At 44.5% G+C, this 18,058-nt stretch carries 17 protein-coding genes; 13 read left to right on the forward strand and 4 right to left on the reverse strand.

Translation table 11 applies throughout. From position 1 onward, the window contains the following. Positions 1-48 precede the first annotated feature (48 nt). The 7 genes from ABU165_RS06455 (at position 49) to ABU165_RS06485 (ending at position 5,907) form a co-directional block, all read left to right on the forward strand. The gene (locus tag ABU165_RS06455; protein ID WP_318059829.1) at positions 49-1,980 is read left to right on the forward strand and encodes a BglG family transcription antiterminator; all 1,932 of its coding nucleotides are present in this window, start codon (positions 49-51) and stop codon (positions 1,978-1,980) included. 4 nt (positions 1,981-1,984) lie between these two features. Beyond that, positions 1,985-2,425, forward strand: coding sequence for a transcriptional regulator GutM (locus ABU165_RS06460; RefSeq protein WP_009792836.1), 441 nt, complete (start codon positions 1,985-1,987; stop codon positions 2,423-2,425). A gap of 4 nt (positions 2,426-2,429) precedes the next feature. Beyond that, complete coding sequence (srlA, locus tag ABU165_RS06465) at positions 2,430-2,975, forward strand: PTS glucitol/sorbitol transporter subunit IIC (protein WP_009792837.1); 546 nt, start codon at positions 2,430-2,432, stop codon at positions 2,973-2,975. A 20-nt stretch (positions 2,976-2,995) separates the two neighbouring features. Beyond that, positions 2,996-4,003 (forward strand): PTS glucitol/sorbitol transporter subunit IIB, encoded by a 1,008-nt coding sequence (srlE, locus tag ABU165_RS06470; RefSeq protein ID WP_094769736.1) that lies wholly within the window; start codon positions 2,996-2,998, stop codon positions 4,001-4,003. A 108-nt stretch (positions 4,004-4,111) separates the two neighbouring features. After that, positions 4,112-4,474 (forward strand): PTS glucitol/sorbitol transporter subunit IIA, encoded by a 363-nt coding sequence (locus ABU165_RS06475; RefSeq protein ID WP_129612840.1) that lies wholly within the window; start codon positions 4,112-4,114, stop codon positions 4,472-4,474. A gap of 69 nt (positions 4,475-4,543) precedes the next feature. Further along, entirely contained in the window at positions 4,544-5,227 is a 684-nt protein-coding gene (locus ABU165_RS06480) for a fructose-6-phosphate aldolase (RefSeq protein WP_224949317.1), read from the forward strand. 23 nt (positions 5,228-5,250) lie between these two features. After that, positions 5,251-5,907 (forward strand): HAD family hydrolase, encoded by a 657-nt coding sequence (locus ABU165_RS06485; protein WP_318059830.1) that lies wholly within the window; start codon positions 5,251-5,253, stop codon positions 5,905-5,907. 421 nt (positions 5,908-6,328) lie between these two features. On the opposite strand, the gene ABU165_RS06490 is transcribed toward ABU165_RS06485, so the two are convergent. The 4 genes from ABU165_RS06490 to ABU165_RS06505 all read right to left on the reverse strand — a co-directional run bounded on the left by ABU165_RS06490 (position 6,329) and on the right by ABU165_RS06505 (position 10,652). Next, on the reverse strand, positions 6,329-6,616 hold the full coding sequence (locus ABU165_RS06490) for a hypothetical protein (protein WP_318059831.1): 288 nt from the start codon (positions 6,614-6,616) through the stop codon (positions 6,329-6,331). A gap of 257 nt (positions 6,617-6,873) precedes the next feature. Beyond that, positions 6,874-8,301, reverse strand: coding sequence for an amidohydrolase family protein (locus tag ABU165_RS06495; protein WP_318059832.1), 1,428 nt, complete (start codon positions 8,299-8,301; stop codon positions 6,874-6,876). Between the two features lie 18 nt (positions 8,302-8,319). After that, positions 8,320-9,855, reverse strand: a complete 1,536-nt coding sequence (locus ABU165_RS06500) for a Na+/H+ antiporter NhaC family protein (protein WP_318059833.1) — start codon at positions 9,853-9,855, stop codon at positions 8,320-8,322. Positions 9,856-9,896: 41 nt separating this feature from the next. Further along, a complete protein-coding gene (locus ABU165_RS06505; RefSeq protein WP_318059834.1) occupies positions 9,897-10,652 on the reverse strand; it encodes an FCD domain-containing protein in 756 nt (251 codons plus the stop codon). Positions 10,653-10,925: 273 nt separating this feature from the next. Here ABU165_RS06505 and ABU165_RS06510 point away from each other — a divergent pair, with 273 nt between their 5' ends. The 6 genes from ABU165_RS06510 to ABU165_RS06535 all read left to right on the forward strand — a co-directional run bounded on the left by ABU165_RS06510 (position 10,926) and on the right by ABU165_RS06535 (position 18,029). Continuing rightward, positions 10,926-11,777, forward strand: a complete 852-nt coding sequence (locus ABU165_RS06510; protein WP_318059835.1) for a sugar phosphate isomerase/epimerase family protein — start codon at positions 10,926-10,928, stop codon at positions 11,775-11,777. Further along, complete coding sequence (locus ABU165_RS06515) at positions 11,770-13,110, forward strand: amino acid permease (RefSeq protein ID WP_094768681.1); 1,341 nt, start codon at positions 11,770-11,772, stop codon at positions 13,108-13,110. Before ABU165_RS06510 ends, ABU165_RS06515 begins: the two co-directional genes overlap by 8 nt. A 140-nt stretch (positions 13,111-13,250) precedes the next feature. Next, positions 13,251-14,264: an SIS domain-containing protein gene (locus ABU165_RS06520; RefSeq protein WP_318059836.1), complete on the forward strand. Its 1,014-nt coding sequence runs from the start codon at positions 13,251-13,253 to the stop codon at positions 14,262-14,264. A gap of 60 nt (positions 14,265-14,324) precedes the next feature. Further along, positions 14,325-15,107, forward strand: coding sequence for a fructoselysine 6-kinase (gene frlD / locus ABU165_RS06525; protein ID WP_318059837.1), 783 nt, complete (start codon positions 14,325-14,327; stop codon positions 15,105-15,107). A 62-nt stretch (positions 15,108-15,169) separates the two neighbouring features. Next, the gene (locus ABU165_RS06530) at positions 15,170-15,898 is read left to right on the forward strand and encodes a GntR family transcriptional regulator (RefSeq protein WP_094768678.1); all 729 of its coding nucleotides are present in this window, start codon (positions 15,170-15,172) and stop codon (positions 15,896-15,898) included. A gap of 355 nt (positions 15,899-16,253) precedes the next feature. Next, positions 16,254-18,029, forward strand: a complete 1,776-nt coding sequence (locus tag ABU165_RS06535) for a DUF4127 family protein (protein WP_318059838.1) — start codon at positions 16,254-16,256, stop codon at positions 18,027-18,029. Positions 18,030-18,058: the final 29 nt, after the last annotated feature.

The raw sequence follows: 18,058 nt of genomic DNA on the forward strand, positions 1-18,058 counted from the left end.
CGGCCAGCGGGCAGACCGTCCGGCTTCCATATAAATAGGGGTGATCAAATGTCTGACAGAATGATAGATGAACGTGCAGCAAAGATGCTGGCAATTGCCCGGACAAAAACCTATCACTCACTTGATGAGCTTGCAGATGCAATGGGTGTGGGCACCAGGACGATCAGGAATTACATCAAACAGCTGAATGAAGACCTAAACGGAATCGCTTCTTTTTTCAATGAAAGAGGAAAAGGCTTTCGTTTCGATATCAATAATATGAAAGCGTTCCAATCTTATCTGGAAGAAAGCAGCCCGGAAGATAGCTCGCTGAATTCGCAAAAGGGCCGGATCGGCTTCATCATTGACCGGCTCATCAACAGCGAAGAAACATACACACTGGATGATCTGGCAGAGGAAATGCACTTGGGCCGCACAACACTCGTCAATGAGCTGAAAAAGGCAGCCGTTTCCCTTGAGACATACAAGCTCATCATCCACGGCAAGCCGAACAGAGGGATGGAGCTGAGCGGCAGGGAACTGGATCTGCGCTTCTACATCCTGGATCATCTGTATGATGTGCTGTATGGAGATTATCCGCTTGATGAAGATATTACGGAATCGATTGAGAGAATCTCGCATGAGTATAATCTCGAATCTCCTACCCAGGAGAGGCTGATGGAATTCATCATCATCATGCTGGACCGGCTTCTGAAAAATCATCATCTTGAAGCTATCGAGGAAAAGCATAAAAAGCTGATCGGCACACAGGAGCACGGGATCGCGTTTGAAATCGTTGAAGCGATTCAAAAGCAGCTCCCGATAGAAATCCCTGAAGCTGAGGCTCTGTTCATCACGATTCCGATCGCGGGAAGGCGGACGCCGACAAACAATCGGACGCTGGCCGATATTGCGATTACCGATGATGTAAGGCGGCTGCTTGAACAGATCCTAGAACAGGTTGGCTTTAAAAAGGAAATCATTGAGCAGAATGAATCCTTCTTTCAGGATCTCCTGTACCACTTGACCTTTATGCTGAACCGGCTGATTTTCGGGCTGCGCCTGAAGAACGCACTGCTCGCCGATGTGAAGGAAAAATATCCGGTTGCCTACAAGATGGCGGAAATTGCCGGACAGGTGATCGAGAGCAGATATGGGCTCGAGGTGCCGGAGGATGAACTTGGATATCTGGCCTTTTACTTCGGGGTCTTCATCGGCCAAAGTGATATCAAGGTCAAGCGCTTCCAAAAAGCAGCAGTCGTCTGCGGGACTGGCCGGGGGACGGCAAAGCTCGTCAGCATCCAGCTGGAGCGCATCCTGAACCAGGATACAGAAATCAATCTTTTTGCCGAAAAGGATGCAGTGAAGGAAGTTCTGGATTCATATGATCTTGTTTTTTCAACCGTAAAGCTGCCCTTTGAAACCCATGCACCTTTTATCATGATCAATGAAATATTCGATGAAAGCCGTGTGAAGAGGGAGATTGAGAAAGCGGCCTACAGACAGAGGCTCAACATTCAAAATGGCAGCGAGTATCAATCTGTGATGGCCCAGCTGCTTGCGAAAGAGTCATTTTTCCAGCTGGACAGCTCTAAGGGCTATCACGAAAACGTCTTCCATATGGTAAACGAGCTGACTGAAATTGGCCGCCTTGACCTTGGATTCCTGGAGCGGCTGAAGGAAAGGGAAGAGAAGGGATCAATGGTCTTTGACCGCTATATCGCCTTTCCGCACACCTTCAATCAGCAGTCCAATGACATTGAACTTGCGGTCGGGATTTTCCCGGAGGGGGTCATGGAGAATGGCAGGGAAGTCAGGCTTGTGTTCCTGCTCGGGTTGCCGGAGGAACAGAATGAATGCAATGAAAGCCTGATTGTCAAAATCTATGATGAAATCATCGGGATTGCTAACAATGAAGAGCTCATCGCACAGCTGGTGCAGGCAGGATCCTATGAGGATTTTGTCTCCAGCATCGAACGGTCAAACAGGGAAAGGGGCTAAGAAGATGATTCTATTTTTAATCATACTGATTGGGATCGCCTGGCTGGTCCAGAGCATCCTCGGGTTTTTCCAGATCAAGCATTTTAATAAAAAGTATGCCGAAATGAGGTCGCTCGGACGGGTGGCCATCGGCAAAAGAACAGGGAAATTGCGCGCAGGGACGGTTGTCATGTTCGCTATCGATAAAAGGAATAAAATTCTGAAGGCAGCGAAAATGCAGGGTGTGACCGTTTTTTCCAAGGTCAAGGACCTGAATGGGTTTGAGGGGAAATACCTGCTGAAGATTTCCGATGAAGATTTCAAAGGCCATGATAAATTGACCCAGCTTGCAATTGCCGATGCGCTCAAGAGCTATGACATCATCTCCAAGGGCGGCGAGCTCCAGGTGAAAAAAGGCTGGATCGACTATATCATGCCAAAAAAGAAAGAAATGAGAAGAGGGTGAAGAGATGGATTTTATCATCAAATTAGCTGAAGGGTTCATGAACTTATTCCGCACAGGCGGCGAAACCTTTGTCAGCCTTGTCACAGATATTGTACCGCTATTGATCATGCTATTGGTTGCCATGAACGCACTTGTCCGCCTCGTCGGCGAAGAGCGTGTGGAAAAACTGGCAAGAAAATCAGGAAAAAATGCATTTACAAGATATTTCGTTCTGCCGATCATCGGGACATTCGTCCTTGCCAATCCTATGACATTATCACTGGGAAGATTTCTTCCTGAAAAATATAAGCCAAGCTATTATGCGGCAGCATCCTATTCATGCCACACGCACAACGGATTATTCCCGCACGTTAACCCGGGGGAGCTGTTCGTATTCCTCGGAATTTCAGCAGGAATCACAACACTGGGACATGATGTAACCGAGCTTGCTCTCCGCTACTTCCTTGTCGGGATTTTCACCAACTTCTTAAGAGGCTGGATCACTGACCTGACAACTTCTTATGTAGCCAAGCAGCAAAACGTAAAACTAAAAGATACCGTTCAACTATAGAATTCTAGGTGGTGGGAAACATGACAGCTTTTCAATCAATCAAAATTTCAAAGGGCGCTGGCGGATTTGGCGGACCTTTAGTAATAACACCAACAGACGAGAAAAATAAAGTCGTCTATATTACCGGCGGTCAAAGGCCGGAGATCGCGGATAAAATTGCTGAATTAACAGGCTGTGAGCTTGTCGACGGCTTTAAGACATCTGTACCGGAAAAAGAAATGGCATGCGTCATCATCGACTGCGGCGGCACACTGCGCTGCGGACTATACCCGCAAAAGCGCATCCCGACAATCAACATCATGCCGACGGGTCAGAGCGGTCCATTGGCCAAGCATATTACAGAAGATATCTACGTTTCCGGCGTAAAGGCGGAAAATATCCAGCTGGCAGATGCTGAAGGAGCAGCGGCTCCGGCAATGTCGGTACAGGAAGAGGCAGCTGAAGGGATCAAAACACCTAAATACAGCTCAGACAAGAAAATCAGTGAACAGCAGAAGCCAAAAGGATTGATGGCTAGAGTCGGTATGGCAATGGGTTCGATCACGAGCGTCTTCTATCAGGCAGGCCGTGATGCCATTGATACAGTTATCAAAACGATCCTTCCGTTCATGGCATTCGTAGCCATGCTCATCGGGGTCATCCTGGAATCAGGAATCGGCGACGTGTTCGCGAAATTCCTGTCACCTTTCGCAGGTTCTGTATGGGGGCTTATCGTCATCGCACTTGTCTGCTCATTCCCGCTCCTCTCCCCATTCTTAGGCCCTGGCGCTGTTATTGCCCAGGTAGTCGGAACATTGATCGGGGTTGAAATCGGAAAAGGAAACATCCCGGCCCACCTTGCATTGCCGGCCCTGTTCGCCATCAATGCTCAAGCTGCTGCTGACTTCGTACCAGTAGGACTTGGACTTGCAGAAGCAGAGGTTGAAACAGTAGAAGTAGGGGTGCCATCTGTCCTCTACTCCAGATTCCTCACGGGGGCGCCGACCGTCTTCATTGCCTGGCTCGCAAGCTTTGGCTTGTATGATTGATGTTAAATAATAGAAAATGAAAATATGGATAAGGAGCTTCACGAGTGCACCTGCACCTGGAGCTCCCGTCCCGAATAGAGAAATATGATCCAAAGGAGAGACACAACCATGACAACGAAATTCGAAACCAAAATCAACAGCATCGGCCCTTCTGTAACTGAATTTTTCGGTGAAAAAATGTTCATCCTTTTCGGGGATAATGCTCCAGCTGAACTGGCTGAATACTGCCTCCTGATCGATGTAAAAGGGGTTGAAGGCGAGATTGCAGCAGGCGATACCCTGCAGATCGGCAGCAATGAATATAAAGTTACTTCTGTCGGCGATGCTGTGAAACAAAATCTTTCCTCACTCGGCCATATTACCCTGAAATTCGACGGCTCACAAACTCCGGAGCTGCCAGGCACCCTGTACCTGGAAGACAGTGAAATCCAGGAAGTTAACGCTGGAGACACAATCCGGATCTACTCATAATGAATAAAAAACAATAGCTTAACTTTTGTCATCCAAGAGTTAGGCTATTATTTTTAGGAGGGAAAAAATATGAGATTAGTCATTGATTCAGCAAACATTGAAAGCATCAAGAAGCTTGTGGAATACTTCCCGATTGACGGGGTCACCACCAATCCAAGTATTGTCGTAAAGGAGCAAAAGCCGTTCCTGCCTTTGCTTAAGGAAATCAGAGCTATTATCGGAGAAGAAAAAGAGCTGTTTGCCCAGACGATTGCCGGGGATGCAGAAGGAATGGCAGAAGAGGCCCGCTGGCTTTGTGAAGCTGTTTCCGGGAACGTTGTTGTAAAAATTCCTGTCACCTTCGAGGGTATCAAAGCGATCAAAATGCTGAAGGCAGAGGGCATCCGCACACTGGCAACAACCGTATATACGCCGATGAATGCGTATCTTGCTGCCAAAGCAGGGGCTGATTATGTTGCTCCTTATGTTAACCGGATCGATAATCTTACAGGCAATGGTGCAAAAGTGGTCGCAGAAATTACCGAGATTTTCTCAAAGCACAACTTATCTTGTGAAGTCCTGGCAGCCAGCTTCAAAAACGTCCAGCAGATCCACAATGTCTGCCTTGCCGGTGCGCACGGAATCACGGCTGCACCGGAACTGATCGAGGCGCTCGTCAAAATTCCGTCCATTGAAGATAATGTAGAAGCTTTCAGTAAGGATTGGATGGGGCAGTATGGGGAAGGCAGTTTGATTTTAAGCGAGGATAAATAGATAGAAAGAGGAAGGTGGAACCTATGATTAAAGCAATTGTCTGCGATTTTGACGGACTGATCATCGATACAGAATATGCCCTTTACGAAGCATTCTGCGACATGCTCGCAATTGATCACAGTGAAATGCCGATTGCCGACTATGCTCACTTCATTGGCACAGATTCAAAAGGTCTCTATGAATACATCATGGAAAAATCAAACGGCACCCTGACAATCGAAGAAATCATCGAGAGATCTCATATTTTACATAAGGAAAAACTTCAATCCCCGATTGCCCGTGAAGGGGTTGAAGATTATTTGAAAGAAGCCAAAAGCAGAGGACTGAAAATCGGGCTGGCCTCCAGCTCCAACCGGGAATGGGTCACTTTCTTTTTGAAAGAATTGAACTTCCTACAGTACTTCGATTACATCCAGACTTCTGATGATGTAGAGAAGGTAAAGCCGGATCCGGCTCTCTACAGGAATGTTATCAGCCATTTCGGGATTGACCCATCCGAAGCGATTGCTTTTGAAGACTCTATGAATGGATCCAAGGCTGCCATTGCGGCAGGGCTTAGATGTGTAATTGTGCCGAATAAGATTACGGAGAACCTGGCGTTTGAGGGGTATCATATGAGGCTGGGGAGTATGGGAGAGAAGGAGTTTGGGAGAGTTGTGGAGGAGATTGAGGGACTGTAGGAGACAGCTTTTTGGCTGTCTCTTTTTTTGTCCTTATACTTATTCCTAAAAATAGCAGTAAACTAATCAACCATTCATGCAGCTTGCAGATTAGCAATCATTGCAGCAATAGTTTAGCTATTGTAAACCGGCAATTTTTCTAAGGGATTTAACAGCCTGCCTTCAAAGAACCCACTCTCAATTGTATGGAACTGCTGTGCTATATAAAAAAACTCAATGGCACAGGAAGGAGAGCTGGAAACCATGATGATGAAGACTTTAATGTTATGCTCATACAAGATTTTAGATAACGAAAAGCTGCAATATAGACTTTTTTTATAAGCCTCTAAGAAAGGCCCCCTGGTTATTATTATTTAATTATAATAATCAGGGGTTATTTTCCACTTTTAGATATCTTATTAACTGAGTAAGACTTTTTACTCTATCCCCCAATTTGTATCTGCCCCAATGCCAAACCAGATATTAAAATAGCCCCGGCCAGACCCGGGATGCTTATTAGCAGCTTATGAAAAAAAGAGATATCTGTAAAGCGCTTATATACATTTTCGGCAAGGAGGGCAAGCGGGATGAATAACAGCAGCATTTCTCCTATACCGAACAGGTCGCCAGAATCAAAGGGACTGCTGATAAATTGATCGACAAAGTGGTTGATGGTGAGAAGTATAGTGAATAAAAACATTTGAAATAGAAAGAATAGCAGATTTTTCAACTGGGTATCTCCTGGCTTTGTGTGTGAAAGTAAGCTTCATTATGTAAATTTTAATGCAATTCTTATTGTAGGACAAGGTGACTGTCTTTGCGTCTGTTTGATTAATAAGTTGAAAAGAGTGAGTCCCGGTATGTGAAAGGATGGTTTTAGAGTAAAGGGGAATATATAGAATAAATGTAGTGTAACTTTTTTATTAGAATTCTGAATATGGGGAGAGGCAGTCCCTCTTTTATTAGCAGGGACATGCCTATCCTTTATTAAAGCAGTCCTTCTTTTACCATATCTAAAATATCGCTTTCAGCACTGAGTATATCTTTTTCGGCACGGATAGAGATGTTTTCAGCTGCTTTTTGGGCTTCTGTGATGGCGGCAGTTTCATCAATGGTTAGCAGTTTCCTGTTTTCCATAATAACCTGCCCATCTATAATGGTAGTTTCGACTTCATGCCCCCTGGCCGAGTAGACTAAATTCGGAACTATGTTTCTGATCGGCTTTGTAAGGACAGGGAAGAAGGATGGATCCTGGAGATTGATAATAATCATATCAGCCTTTTTGCCTTTCTTTAAAGACCCAATTTCCTGATCAATCCCCATGACTTTTGCTGCTTCAATGGTTGCCATCCGCAGGGCGCGGGTGGCGTTGAACACCTTCGGGTCAGCCATTTTGACTTTGTTTAATATAGCGGAAAATTTCATTTCATTAAACATATTATTGCAGTTATTCCCTGGAGCCTGGTCAGAACCTAAGCAGGCTGTTCCCCCTGATTCCATAAAGTGAAAGACAGGAGGGACAAGGCCGTCTATGATACCGATACTTCCGGAGCAATAAATCATGCCGGCCCCGCTTTCAGCCACTCTGGCAGCTTCCTCATTAGTTGCTTCTGTCAGGTGGACAGCAATCAATCGCTCATTCAATAGCCCCTGTTCCTCCAGAAAGTCAATAGACCTTTTTCCATAGCGTTTGATCATTTGATCAATCTCTCTGTCTCCCTGGGCAACATGCATATGAAGTTTAGTGTCTAATCTTTCCCCATGACCTTTTATTTCTTTAAGGAGTTCAAGGCTCATCATATCTGGCCCATGAGGACCTAAAATAACTGAAATTCTGCCATTTTCGCTTTCATGGTGGGTATTAAAGAGATCAAGATTTCTTTTTAGCTTCGTGTTTCCAATGGAAGGATCAAATGGATATAGTTCACCTACCGGCAGGTCGCCGACATTATCGGGAATTTCATTCACCAGTTCGGCGACCCTGGCACGTGCCCCAATCTTTTTATAGTTTTCTACTATAAGGTCCATCCTTCCATCATAGTCACAGAAGGTAGTCGTGCCGGATTTAAGGCCTTCTATAATATTGACCATAGACCCTTTGGCGGATTCTTCGGGTGTCATGTGCTTCATGAATGGCCAAAGTCCTTTTTGCATCCAGTTGGACATATCCTGGGCAACCCCCCGGAAGATGGCAATACCGGTATGGATATGGGCATCGATAAAGCCTGGCATGACTAATTTGTTTGTTGCATCAATCACCCGCTCGCCTTCATAACTTGCCTTAATCTCATCAAAGCTCCCGATATCGTGAATCCTGTTTCCTTTTATCGCGATGGAGCCATTTTCTATAAAGCCTACTCCCTGTCCTTCCATCGTTAAAATATGTGCATTCTGTATAATGATATCTACTTTCAATCATGACACTTCCCTTGCTTACATAGTTATGTTTTTTGGATAGTCCGTACGTTTCATTCTTTTGTTTAACACATAAAGGCTCGAAAATACTGCTGCGGCGGTAATGATGATGCCAACCCATCCGGCGGTTGCTCCCGCGGCCAGAAAACCGATAAAGGAGCAGATCCCAATCAGCAATGCATATGGAAGCTGTGTGCGTACATGTTCAATATGATCGCAGGCAGCTCCCGTTGAAGCGAGGATAGTCGTGTCTGAGATAGGGGAGCAGTGGTCGCCGAATAAACCGCCGCTAATTACAGCCCCTATAACTAAGGGAATACTAATATCCATCGCAGCGGCTATAGGCAGGGCAATAGGCATCATGATGGCAAATACTCCCCAAGAGCTTCCTGTCGCGAATGCAATGGCTGATCCCAACAGGAAAATTAATGCAGGCACCAAGAAAGAGGGGAGATTATCGCCTACTATTGCTGCCATATAGGCCCCGAGCTCCATTTCTCCAGCTACTTTTCCAATTGACCATGCCATGACAAGAATCATGGGTACAATCATCAGGTTGACTACTCCCTGTGTCCATTCATCGAAAGCTGTTTTCACAGAATGAAGCCCGGAAGAAATTGAAATCATTGCTGCTCCGGCGGATCCGGCCAGAAAACCGCAAGAGATAGCAAGAACTATATTGGCATTGATAAATGCTCCCCTGAATCCATTTTCGGCAATATCCCCTGTCCAAAAGATAACAGTGAAGATTGTTAGGAATAAGAGCACCATAGGTACGAGGAACTGTCTGAATTTAAAGACGTGGCCTTCAGGGAATGAATCCGCATTGTCTGCCACTAAAGGTTTGTCATTCTTGCCGAAAACCTCACCGGATTCAATTGCTCTTTTCTCTGCCTGGTACATCGGTCCAATATCCAGTCCTGTATTAATAACATATAAAACCCCTATCATCGCAAATAATCCATATAAGTTATAAGGAATCATCTGAATAAAAAGAGACCAGGGATTTTCTGATAAAGAGAGAGCAGTAATTTGTGTGGCTAGCAGCCCTGTAATAAAAGGCCCGTAGCTGCTGATCGGAGACATTGCTGCAAGTGAGGCACCCATGGAGTCTAGGATGTATGCAAGCTTAACCCTGGAAACATTAAGCTTATCTGTGAGCGGCCTCATGATGGTTCCAAGAATGAGGACAGGCTCAGTGTAGGAGAATAAAAAGGCGCTTCCCCACGTGATATTTTGAACCTTTTTTCGTGTATTGACCCGTTTTGTAGCGATATTCGCGAAAGCTTGAGCAGCACCTGTTGCCCGCAAAATGTGGATAAATCCTCCGGCAAGGGAAACTAGGACCAGCAATCCGGCATTCCATGGATCGGCAATCGAAGGAATCATAAAATCAGAGATACTCCTGGCAAAACCCGAAAACGGATTCCATGAATTAATAATGGTGGACCCGACCCAAACACCAATGAATAAGGATAAAATCGTTTGCTTTGTCAGAAGGGCGATAATAATTGCAATAAGCGGCGGCAGTAAAGCCAAAATACCAAACTCCATCTCACTTTCCCCCTATTTAGATAAGAAATTAAAAGCCAGTTCTATCTCTCACCCCCTTTAATGGAAGTTTTTATTGCTAAGATCAGCTTCTCCATGTGTTTTTCCATTTCGGCTGATGCCGTATCGGCATCTCCGGCTTTAATGGCTTCAAGCACCTTACTATGATCGGGGGCAAAATGTCCTCCCTGGGTATGAGCGGCAAGGTATGGAAAGGTCTTTTCCAATTCTATCTCCTCCAATATAAGGAGCTTCAGAGTAGAACATAAAAAACGATTGCCTGATGCGTCTGCGACTAGTTCATGGAAATGGCAGCTGACCTCTGTCAAATCTAATTGATGGGAAGCATCACAGCTGTGTTTTTCAATAGTAAGTTCCATTTTTTTTATATCCTCTTCATGGACATGAAGGGCTGCGAGCCTGGCCGTCTCCATTTCAATAACCTTCCTTGCGTGCAATAGGTCGAGCAAGTCCTGATAGCTTTTTGGTTTGGAGGCATTGATGAACTCTTTTTCTATTTGATAACGATTCAGCTCATCTTCGATATACCCCAGTTGTTTCATACCTATATGGGAAAGCTTCCTTCCCTGGTTTTTTATCAGTTCGGTATATCCCTTATGATCAAACTCCTTCAATAACCTCCCTATGCTGGCAGTGCTTATGTCTATGTCGAATTGTGCCATCTTCTCCCGCAGGACCCAAGAGCCCAGGGGGACAGGCGAATCTGCTAATATCCGCAAAAGAGCATAATTCCTGTAATCATGTTTGGACTTAAAGAAAGTTTGTATATTTTCTGGCATATTTACTCTCCCATCTATACCTGCTCATCATTAATGAGTAGGTATAGTTATAATATTTCGACTATTTATTCAGTATTCCTTCTGCATTTAAAAATTTTGGCAAAAGAGATACGGACTGGGTCTATCAACAGAGCTGGAGTATGATATTTTTTAAAAATTTATGTATCTTTGCTTAAATATTAAATTTTCAAAAAAGTATTGCTTGTTTTGTATTACCTAACTATAATACAAATCATAACAAATAAATAAGCGTTTTCATAAGGGGGGGATTATATGAAGCTTGCCGGGATGAATATAACATTCAGGCATTATCCGTTTAAGGAGTTTTTGGATTGCATGACAAGTCTTGATATCCAGCAGATTGAGTTATGGGCTGGGGAGCCGCATTTCTATGTATACCGGAATCTGCCTGGCCATTTAAGAAGTATGAAGCGGGAGCTGAAATCGAGAAATATGGAGCTGGTTTGCATTACGCCGGAGCAATGTGTTTATCCGTATAATATTGCGGCGTCCGATTCTGATTGGAGAAGAAGCAGTGTGGAGTACTTTAAGGATAATTTGTATGCTGCGCTGGAGCTGGACTGCAATATGATGCTGATTACTTCAGGCATTGGGGATCATTCTGTGAGCAAGCAGGAATCGTGGGATTATGCCGCTGATTCGATTCATCAGCTTGCAAAGATAGCGGAAAAGGAAGGGATGAACCTCGTCCTGGAGCCGTTAACAAGGTTTGAGACCAATCTTGTGATGGATGTTGAGGGAGTTAAGAGGATGATTGAGGATATCCAATCACCTTCTCTGACAGGAATGATTGATACCGTAGCGATGCAGCTTGCGGGGGAAACTCCTGAAGTTTATTTTTCCGCTCTCCGTGATGTTAAGCATTTTCATTTGATAGATGGGGATGGTGTGTCAGATGCCCATTTGGCCCTGGATGATGGTGTGCTGGATTGGCGGGGGTATATGGAGTCTCTTGAGAGCAGCGGGTATAAGGGGGCATGCACCCTGGAGATTATGGGATCTGATTATTATAAGAATCCAAAGGAAATAGTTTCAGAGTCTGTGAAAAAATTAAGAGAAATGGAAGCATTCCATTCTAAAACTGGGGGAACTCATAATGAGTAATGGGGCTCTTACACGCAAGCTTGGATTTTGGGCTGCGCTGGCTATTGCGGTTGGAACGACAATAGGATCCGGTATATTTGTTTCGACAGGGGAAGTGGCAAAAGCGGCTGGCACCCCGACTATTTCAATTTTGGCCTGGGTCATCGGCGGGCTGATTGCTATTCCGCAAGTCATGGTGCTGGCAGAGCTGTCTACAGCCTACCCGCAAAATGGAAGCGGTTACGTGTATCTAAATAAAGCAGGCTGGCGGCCATTGGCTTTCTTATATGGATGGTCTACCTTCTGGGCGCTTGATCCTCCAAGCATTTCAATTATGGCCCTTGCGATCGTCTCGTATGTTGCTTCTTTTTTCCCATTCTTTGACGGGATGAATGGAAAGCTGCTCGGAATCGCCATTATTTTGGCCATCACAGCAATTCATTACAGAAGCGTAAAAGAAGGCGGCCTCTTTCAGGTCATTATTACAGCCGTAAAAATCATTCCATTCCTGATTGTCATTGCACTTGGCTTTATCTATATGAACCCAGGCAACTTTTCTTACACTCCAGCATCCGGCAGTACGGAAACAAGCTTAATCGGAGGGGTTTCAGCTACAACCTGGGCATATACAGGCATGGCGGCAATCTGTTTTATGGCCGGGGAATTTAAGAATCCGGGCAAGGTGCTGCCGCGTGCGCTGATTACTTCTATCTTTATTATCCTAACGCTATATACGCTCCTTGCTGTCTGTGTAATCGGCCTCATGCCTTTTGAACAGCTGATCCAATCCAATGCCGCTGTTTCTGATGCGGTTAAGTATATCCCGGGATTATCGGATATTGCTTCATCGTTTGTAGGAGTGACAGCGATCGTTGTTATACTCGGTTCTTTGAGCTCATGCATCATGTTCCAGCCTCGCCTGGAGTATGCGATGGCAAAGGACGGCCTGTTTTTTCAGCGCTTTGCGAAGGTTCATCCGAAATATGAAACCCCAAGCTTTTCGATATTGGTGCAGGTCATTTATGCGTGCTTCCTGGTTTTCTTCGGCAATTTAACGGCTCTGCTTGGATACTTTACGCTTATCCAGCTCCTGATCAACATTATGGACTTTGCGGCCGTTTATAAATGCCGGAAAAGAGACGATTATAAGCCGGTCTATCGGATGCCTTTATGGAGGATTACAACCATTCTGGCCATTGCCGGCGCTGCCTGGCTCGCCTGGGGAACCTTTACCTGGGCGCCGATCCAGGGTATGATAGCGGCGCTTATCGTCGTCGCCACAGGACTGCCTGTCTACTATTATTGGGAAAGAAAGTACGGTTCAAAGGCTGGCAAGGAAAATATAGTTGCCTAATGCAAAAGGGGAGTTAGTTATAGCTGACTCCCTGATAAATTTTCAAAGAAAAAAGATTGAATTATTTGTAATGTTTATTTATAATACAAGACATAACAAATAAAGTCGCGAGCAAGAGACTCATAAGGAGAGTGTTCCCCATGTTGAAGTTTGATGAAGAATTGTTTTTGAAACTAGTAGAAAAAGAGGGCCTTGGCTACAGGGGCAAAATTGAAGAGATTGTTGATGGTATCTGCAAAAAAGGCTACAGCAATATTTACATGATTGGCGCCGGCGGAACGATCGCCATGATGTATCCTTATGAATATATGTTCAAAACACACTCAAGCATTGATGTCCGCGCAGAAATTGCTTCAGAATTCATGGCCACGAACCCTAAGCATTTTACAAAGGATTCTGTCTGCATCTTCACTTCTGTGTCAGGCACAACAGAGGAAACGGTGGCCGCAGCAGAATTTTGCAGGGAAAGAGGAGCAACAACTCTGGCTCTAGTCGCTGAAGCGGACACGCCGCTGACAAAAATCGTCGACTACTGCATCACAACTGGATCTGAAAAGCATTCTTTTGATACATTCTTTATGCTTTTATATATGGTATCCTTCCGGTTCATGCATAACAATGAAGAGTTTCCGCAATATGATCAATTCGTGAAAGAGGTATCATTGCTTCCGAGAGCCATTCTCGATGCTGTACAGTCATTCGATAAAAAAGCAGAGGAATTTGCTGTGAAGCATAAAGATACGGACTACCATATGATGGTTGGTTCAGGCAATCTATGGGGCAATACGTATTCTTATGCGATGTGCATTCTGGAAGAGATGCAGTGGATCCACGCAAAATCGATCCATGCTGCAGAGTTTTTCCACGGCACGCTTGAATTGGTAGTCGAAGATACAAGTGTCATCCTGCTAAAAGGGGAAGATGAAACCCGGCCGCTTGCCGAGCGTGTAGAGCGTTTCGCTGAGAAGATCACCAAAGAACTGACTGTAATCGATACGAAGGATTTTAAAATGAATGGGATCAGTGATGAATTCAGGAAGCATTTCGCTGTCAATATAAATTGGGCTGTCCTAAGCCGCATCAGCGTTTACCTAGAGCGGGAGAGAAATCATCCTTTGGAACTCAGACGCTATTATCGCAAAATGGAGTACTAAGAATGATCGAGCACTGCTAGCGCAGTGCTCCTTTCTTAAGCTGAAAGGAGTGAAAGCACCATGAAGGTCGTTACAGTCGGGGATAACTGCATGGATGTCTATAAGGATAGCGGGAAAGCTTATCCTGGGGGGAATCCGGTAAATGTGGCAGTTTATTTAAAAGCACTGGGAGCGGAACCTGCGTATATTGGCTGGGTCGGCACAGACCACTATGGGGAGGAAATGATCAAAGCCATCCAGGATAAGGGGGTGGATACAACCCATCTTTCCATAAAGGAAGGAAAAACAGCCGTTACCGATGTACATATGGAGGGCAATGACCGGCGGTTTGGTGAGTATGATGAAGGTGTTATGAGCGAATTTGCTTTGACAGGAGAGGAACTTGAGTTTATTGCCGCTCATCAGCTGGTGCATGCCGGGCTATGGGGACATGCGGAAAATTATTTTTCTCTATTTAAGAAAAAAGGGCTGCTGACGTCCTTTGATTTTTCCGATCAGCTGGCCCATAAGCTGGTTCAAAGCCTGCTGCCATATGTTGATTATCCTTTCTTCTCTTATAAGGAAAATGATGCATTTATCCGCCAATTTTTAAAAAGTGCGGTTGGCAAAGGGGCAAAGATTGCAGTTGCCACTTTGGGTGAAAAGGGCTCTCTTGCTTATGATGGAAATGATTTTTATGAGTATGGTGTAGTGGATACAGATGTTGTGGATACGATGGGAGCGGGAGATTCATTTATAGCCGGGTTTACTTACGGTATTTTGAAAGGCCTTTCAATAGAAAGCTGTTTGGAATTGGGCTCGAAGACTGCCGCCAATACAATCGGATATTTTGGTGCCTGGTGACTGGGGAGTTAGATCAATGTATAATAGATCTTAACAATCTATTGACGGTAAGGATGAGCCAGATGAATTTAAATCCTTCAACGCCTCAGCCGCTGTATATGCAAATCAGGCAAATGCTGAAGAATGACATCCAGAGCGGAAAGTACAAGCCGGATGAACAAATTCCAACAGAAGCAGAGCTTTGTGATATTTATAATGTGAGCCGGATTACGATCCGCAAAGCCATTGAGGAATTAGTGAATGAAGGAACTCTTACACGCGTACCGCGCAGAGGGACATTTGTAACATCAAATAAGTTCCATAACGAGCTTTTATCTGTAAGCGGCTTCTCGGAATTCAGCCATCAGCTTGGGATGATTCCCAACTCACGGATACTAAGAAGCGAAGTCATATCAGCATCAGCGGAAGTCGCCGGACACCTGCGCATTGAAGAAGGCAGCCCGGTTCTTGAATTGGAGCGGCTGATGTATGTAAACGACCGCCCTCTATTCTACGACATCGCCCACTACTCTCTCATGCGGTTCCCTGATTTGGAAAAGAAAATTGCGAGGCTTGAATCCACCTATCAGATCCTCCTGGAGGATTACAGCACTGAAATTATCAGCAATGATAAAATCATTGATGTGATTGGGGCCACAAAAGACCATGCCAGACTGCTGGAATGCGATATCGGCGCCAATCTATTCAGAATCGTAAAGATTGCGTTTGATTCAAAGGATGAACCAGTCCACCTTTCTACATTTGTTTGTGAAACGAATAAAGTTAATTTGACCGTTCATCGGGCGAAATAATATGTTATGAAACCTAAACCACCGCTTGCTAATTGGAAGCGGTGGTTTTTTATTATGGGGTCTGACCCCATAATAGCTTGATATGCCTCGAATTATAGAATTTCCAGTTTGTTTCCAAATTGGTGAATATACACTGGCTTTACTCTATATTTTATTCGATTTTCAGGGATTCAATCGAAAATCAATTCAGTTAGTATAGAAATACCGGGAAGACAATTTCTTACAAATGCATACAATTTATGAGCGTTTGTGAGGGGGAAGGGAGGACCATCTGAAAATGCTGTCATAAGTCGTAATGACAAAAGCTAATTTCAAAGCTTCTAATTGACATATTGTATTGAACAAAGGAGGAACTATGAAAAAAACTTTGTTTTTAGTATTAATGCTACTGCTTATCGTAAGTCCGTTTTTTGAGCAGAAAGGTTCGGCAGCCACTACCTCTGAGCCTGGAAGTTACCTTTCTACTGTCGCCTATGTACCGATTGATGATCGTCCAGTCAATCTTGACAGAGTTATTGCCGCAGGAAAGGCTCTTGGTATTCGCGTACTTACTCCTCCCAAAGATATCATAAGTACTAAACTGGATTATCAGGGGAGTAATCAGACTGGCAAGCGATTCGGTGACCCGGCTGCCATTTTAAATTGGCTGCGTTCAGTCGAATCCCAAGTGGATGGATTTATTGTATCTGCCGATATGATTGCCTCCGGAGGATTAGTAGGCTCCAGACTGTTAAACCAGTCAATTCCCTATAGCACGGCAGAATCCTATCTAAATCAACTTGCCAGCCTAAAGACTAATGGCAAACCAATGTATATTTTTGATTCGGTAATGAGGCTTGCCCCTACAGTCGGAGTAGAGGGAATCGATCAGACGGAATATGATGCTATCCGTAAATGGGCCAGTCAGCCTCGGAAAGTTTTCACCGATCAAGCAAGCATCATAGAAAACTATCATGTTGCGCCAGACGGAACAACAATCCAATCAAGCAATGTTAAATTTCAAGTATCTCCAGGCAATGCCAGCAAATTCTACGCGGCAAGAGAGCGAAAGTTTAAATTGAATCGCAGGATTCTGGATTTGGCGTATTATAACGAAAGTTTTGATTATGTTGCTTACGGGGTGGATGACTCAAATAAAACTTCAACATCATCAACCACCATCCAAGAAAATGAGGTTAATTGGATTACAAAGATTGCCAGGGACCGCCTTCCGGGCATTTCTGGAGTAACGAGTGATACAGACGGCTTAGGCATGACCATGCTAGGCAGATTTGCCAATGTTGAGGTATTTGATAGAACTCCAAAAGTAAGAATCGCCTATTATGGATCAGGTTACAATGAAGTGCCCAGTTCCTTTGATTTCCATGCGCTTAATTCTATGATTAAGAGTCATGTCAGTATGATTGGTGGAACAGCAGTCGCCAGTGGGCAAGATATGGACCTGCTGGTAAGAACGCAAGACTCCACACTTACAGATGTAAGGAACCTATCGAAAAAATCCAATGACAATTTTAAATCCAATATGCCTACTGCGGTGATTGATGCCGGCAAAAATTCTACATCGCAGACACAACTTTCCGACCAGTTGATCCTGGAAGGTTCTGCAGCAGGGTTGATGGCTTACTCATCATGGAATACAACAGGAAATACAGTAGGTTTGGCTGTTGGATATGGCCCAGCTAGAACGATGCATGTTAAATCGGTTTCGTCTGCTTATGCCCAGGCATCTAAAAATTCGCACGCGGCTTATCATTACTACACTTTTGTGAAGGATACCCTTTATCAGAATAAGAATATAGATAATGTTAAGGAAGTAATGGCAAACAATACGGGGCATAGGGATGCAAATGCCAATCTTTCAAAATATATCTCTGCATCCAGCCAGGCGTATCAAAACATACGGCAGCAATCCACCCAGCTATTAGTGCCGGGATTATCCAACCTTCAAAGGAATTTTACAGAGAGCTCAATTATTGTATCAATGAACGGGACAACCTTAAAATCGCGGATTATCAGTATCCAGGATCCATCTAACTGGCCTTCAGGTAAAGCTGGCCGTGACGGGATGATTGATTTTCCGTGGAAGCGCTCATTCGAAGCGGAAATATATGTGGACGCACAGGTGCAATAGTTCAGTATGTTATGAGTCTCTCAATCTTG

The sequence above is a fragment of the Cytobacillus sp. T106 genome (assembly GCF_040492155.1).
In the GTDB taxonomy this organism is placed as follows: domain Bacteria; phylum Bacillota; class Bacilli; order Bacillales; family Cytobacillaceae; genus Bacillus_AB; species Bacillus_AB infantis.

What these genes read in the sequence shown, in the direction of transcription:
- ABU165_RS06455 (WP_318059829.1), top strand. Translation starts at nt 49, where the DNA reads ATGTCTGACAGAATGATAGATGAACGTGCAGCAAAGATGCTGGCAATT.
- ABU165_RS06460 (WP_009792836.1), top strand. Translation starts at nt 1,985, where the DNA reads ATGATTCTATTTTTAATCATACTGATTGGGATCGCCTGGCTGGTCCAG.
- srlA (WP_009792837.1), top strand. Translation starts at nt 2,430, where the DNA reads ATGGATTTTATCATCAAATTAGCTGAAGGGTTCATGAACTTATTCCGC.
- srlE (WP_094769736.1), top strand. Translation starts at nt 2,996, where the DNA reads ATGACAGCTTTTCAATCAATCAAAATTTCAAAGGGCGCTGGCGGATTT.
- ABU165_RS06475 (WP_129612840.1), top strand. Translation starts at nt 4,112, where the DNA reads ATGACAACGAAATTCGAAACCAAAATCAACAGCATCGGCCCTTCTGTA.
- ABU165_RS06480 (WP_224949317.1), top strand. Translation starts at nt 4,544, where the DNA reads ATGAGATTAGTCATTGATTCAGCAAACATTGAAAGCATCAAGAAGCTT.
- ABU165_RS06485 (WP_318059830.1), top strand. Translation starts at nt 5,251, where the DNA reads ATGATTAAAGCAATTGTCTGCGATTTTGACGGACTGATCATCGATACA.
- ABU165_RS06500 (WP_318059833.1), bottom strand. Translation starts at nt 9,855, where the DNA reads ATGGAGTTTGGTATTTTGGCTTTACTGCCGCCGCTTATTGCAATTATT.
- ABU165_RS06505 (WP_318059834.1), bottom strand. Translation starts at nt 10,652, where the DNA reads ATGCCAGAAAATATACAAACTTTCTTTAAGTCCAAACATGATTACAGG.
- ABU165_RS06510 (WP_318059835.1), top strand. Translation starts at nt 10,926, where the DNA reads ATGAAGCTTGCCGGGATGAATATAACATTCAGGCATTATCCGTTTAAG.
- ABU165_RS06515 (WP_094768681.1), top strand. Translation starts at nt 11,770, where the DNA reads ATGAGTAATGGGGCTCTTACACGCAAGCTTGGATTTTGGGCTGCGCTG.
- ABU165_RS06520 (WP_318059836.1), top strand. Translation starts at nt 13,251, where the DNA reads ATGTTGAAGTTTGATGAAGAATTGTTTTTGAAACTAGTAGAAAAAGAG.
- frlD (WP_318059837.1), top strand. Translation starts at nt 14,325, where the DNA reads ATGAAGGTCGTTACAGTCGGGGATAACTGCATGGATGTCTATAAGGAT.
- ABU165_RS06530 (WP_094768678.1), top strand. Translation starts at nt 15,170, where the DNA reads ATGAATTTAAATCCTTCAACGCCTCAGCCGCTGTATATGCAAATCAGG.
- ABU165_RS06535 (WP_318059838.1), top strand. Translation starts at nt 16,254, where the DNA reads ATGAAAAAAACTTTGTTTTTAGTATTAATGCTACTGCTTATCGTAAGT.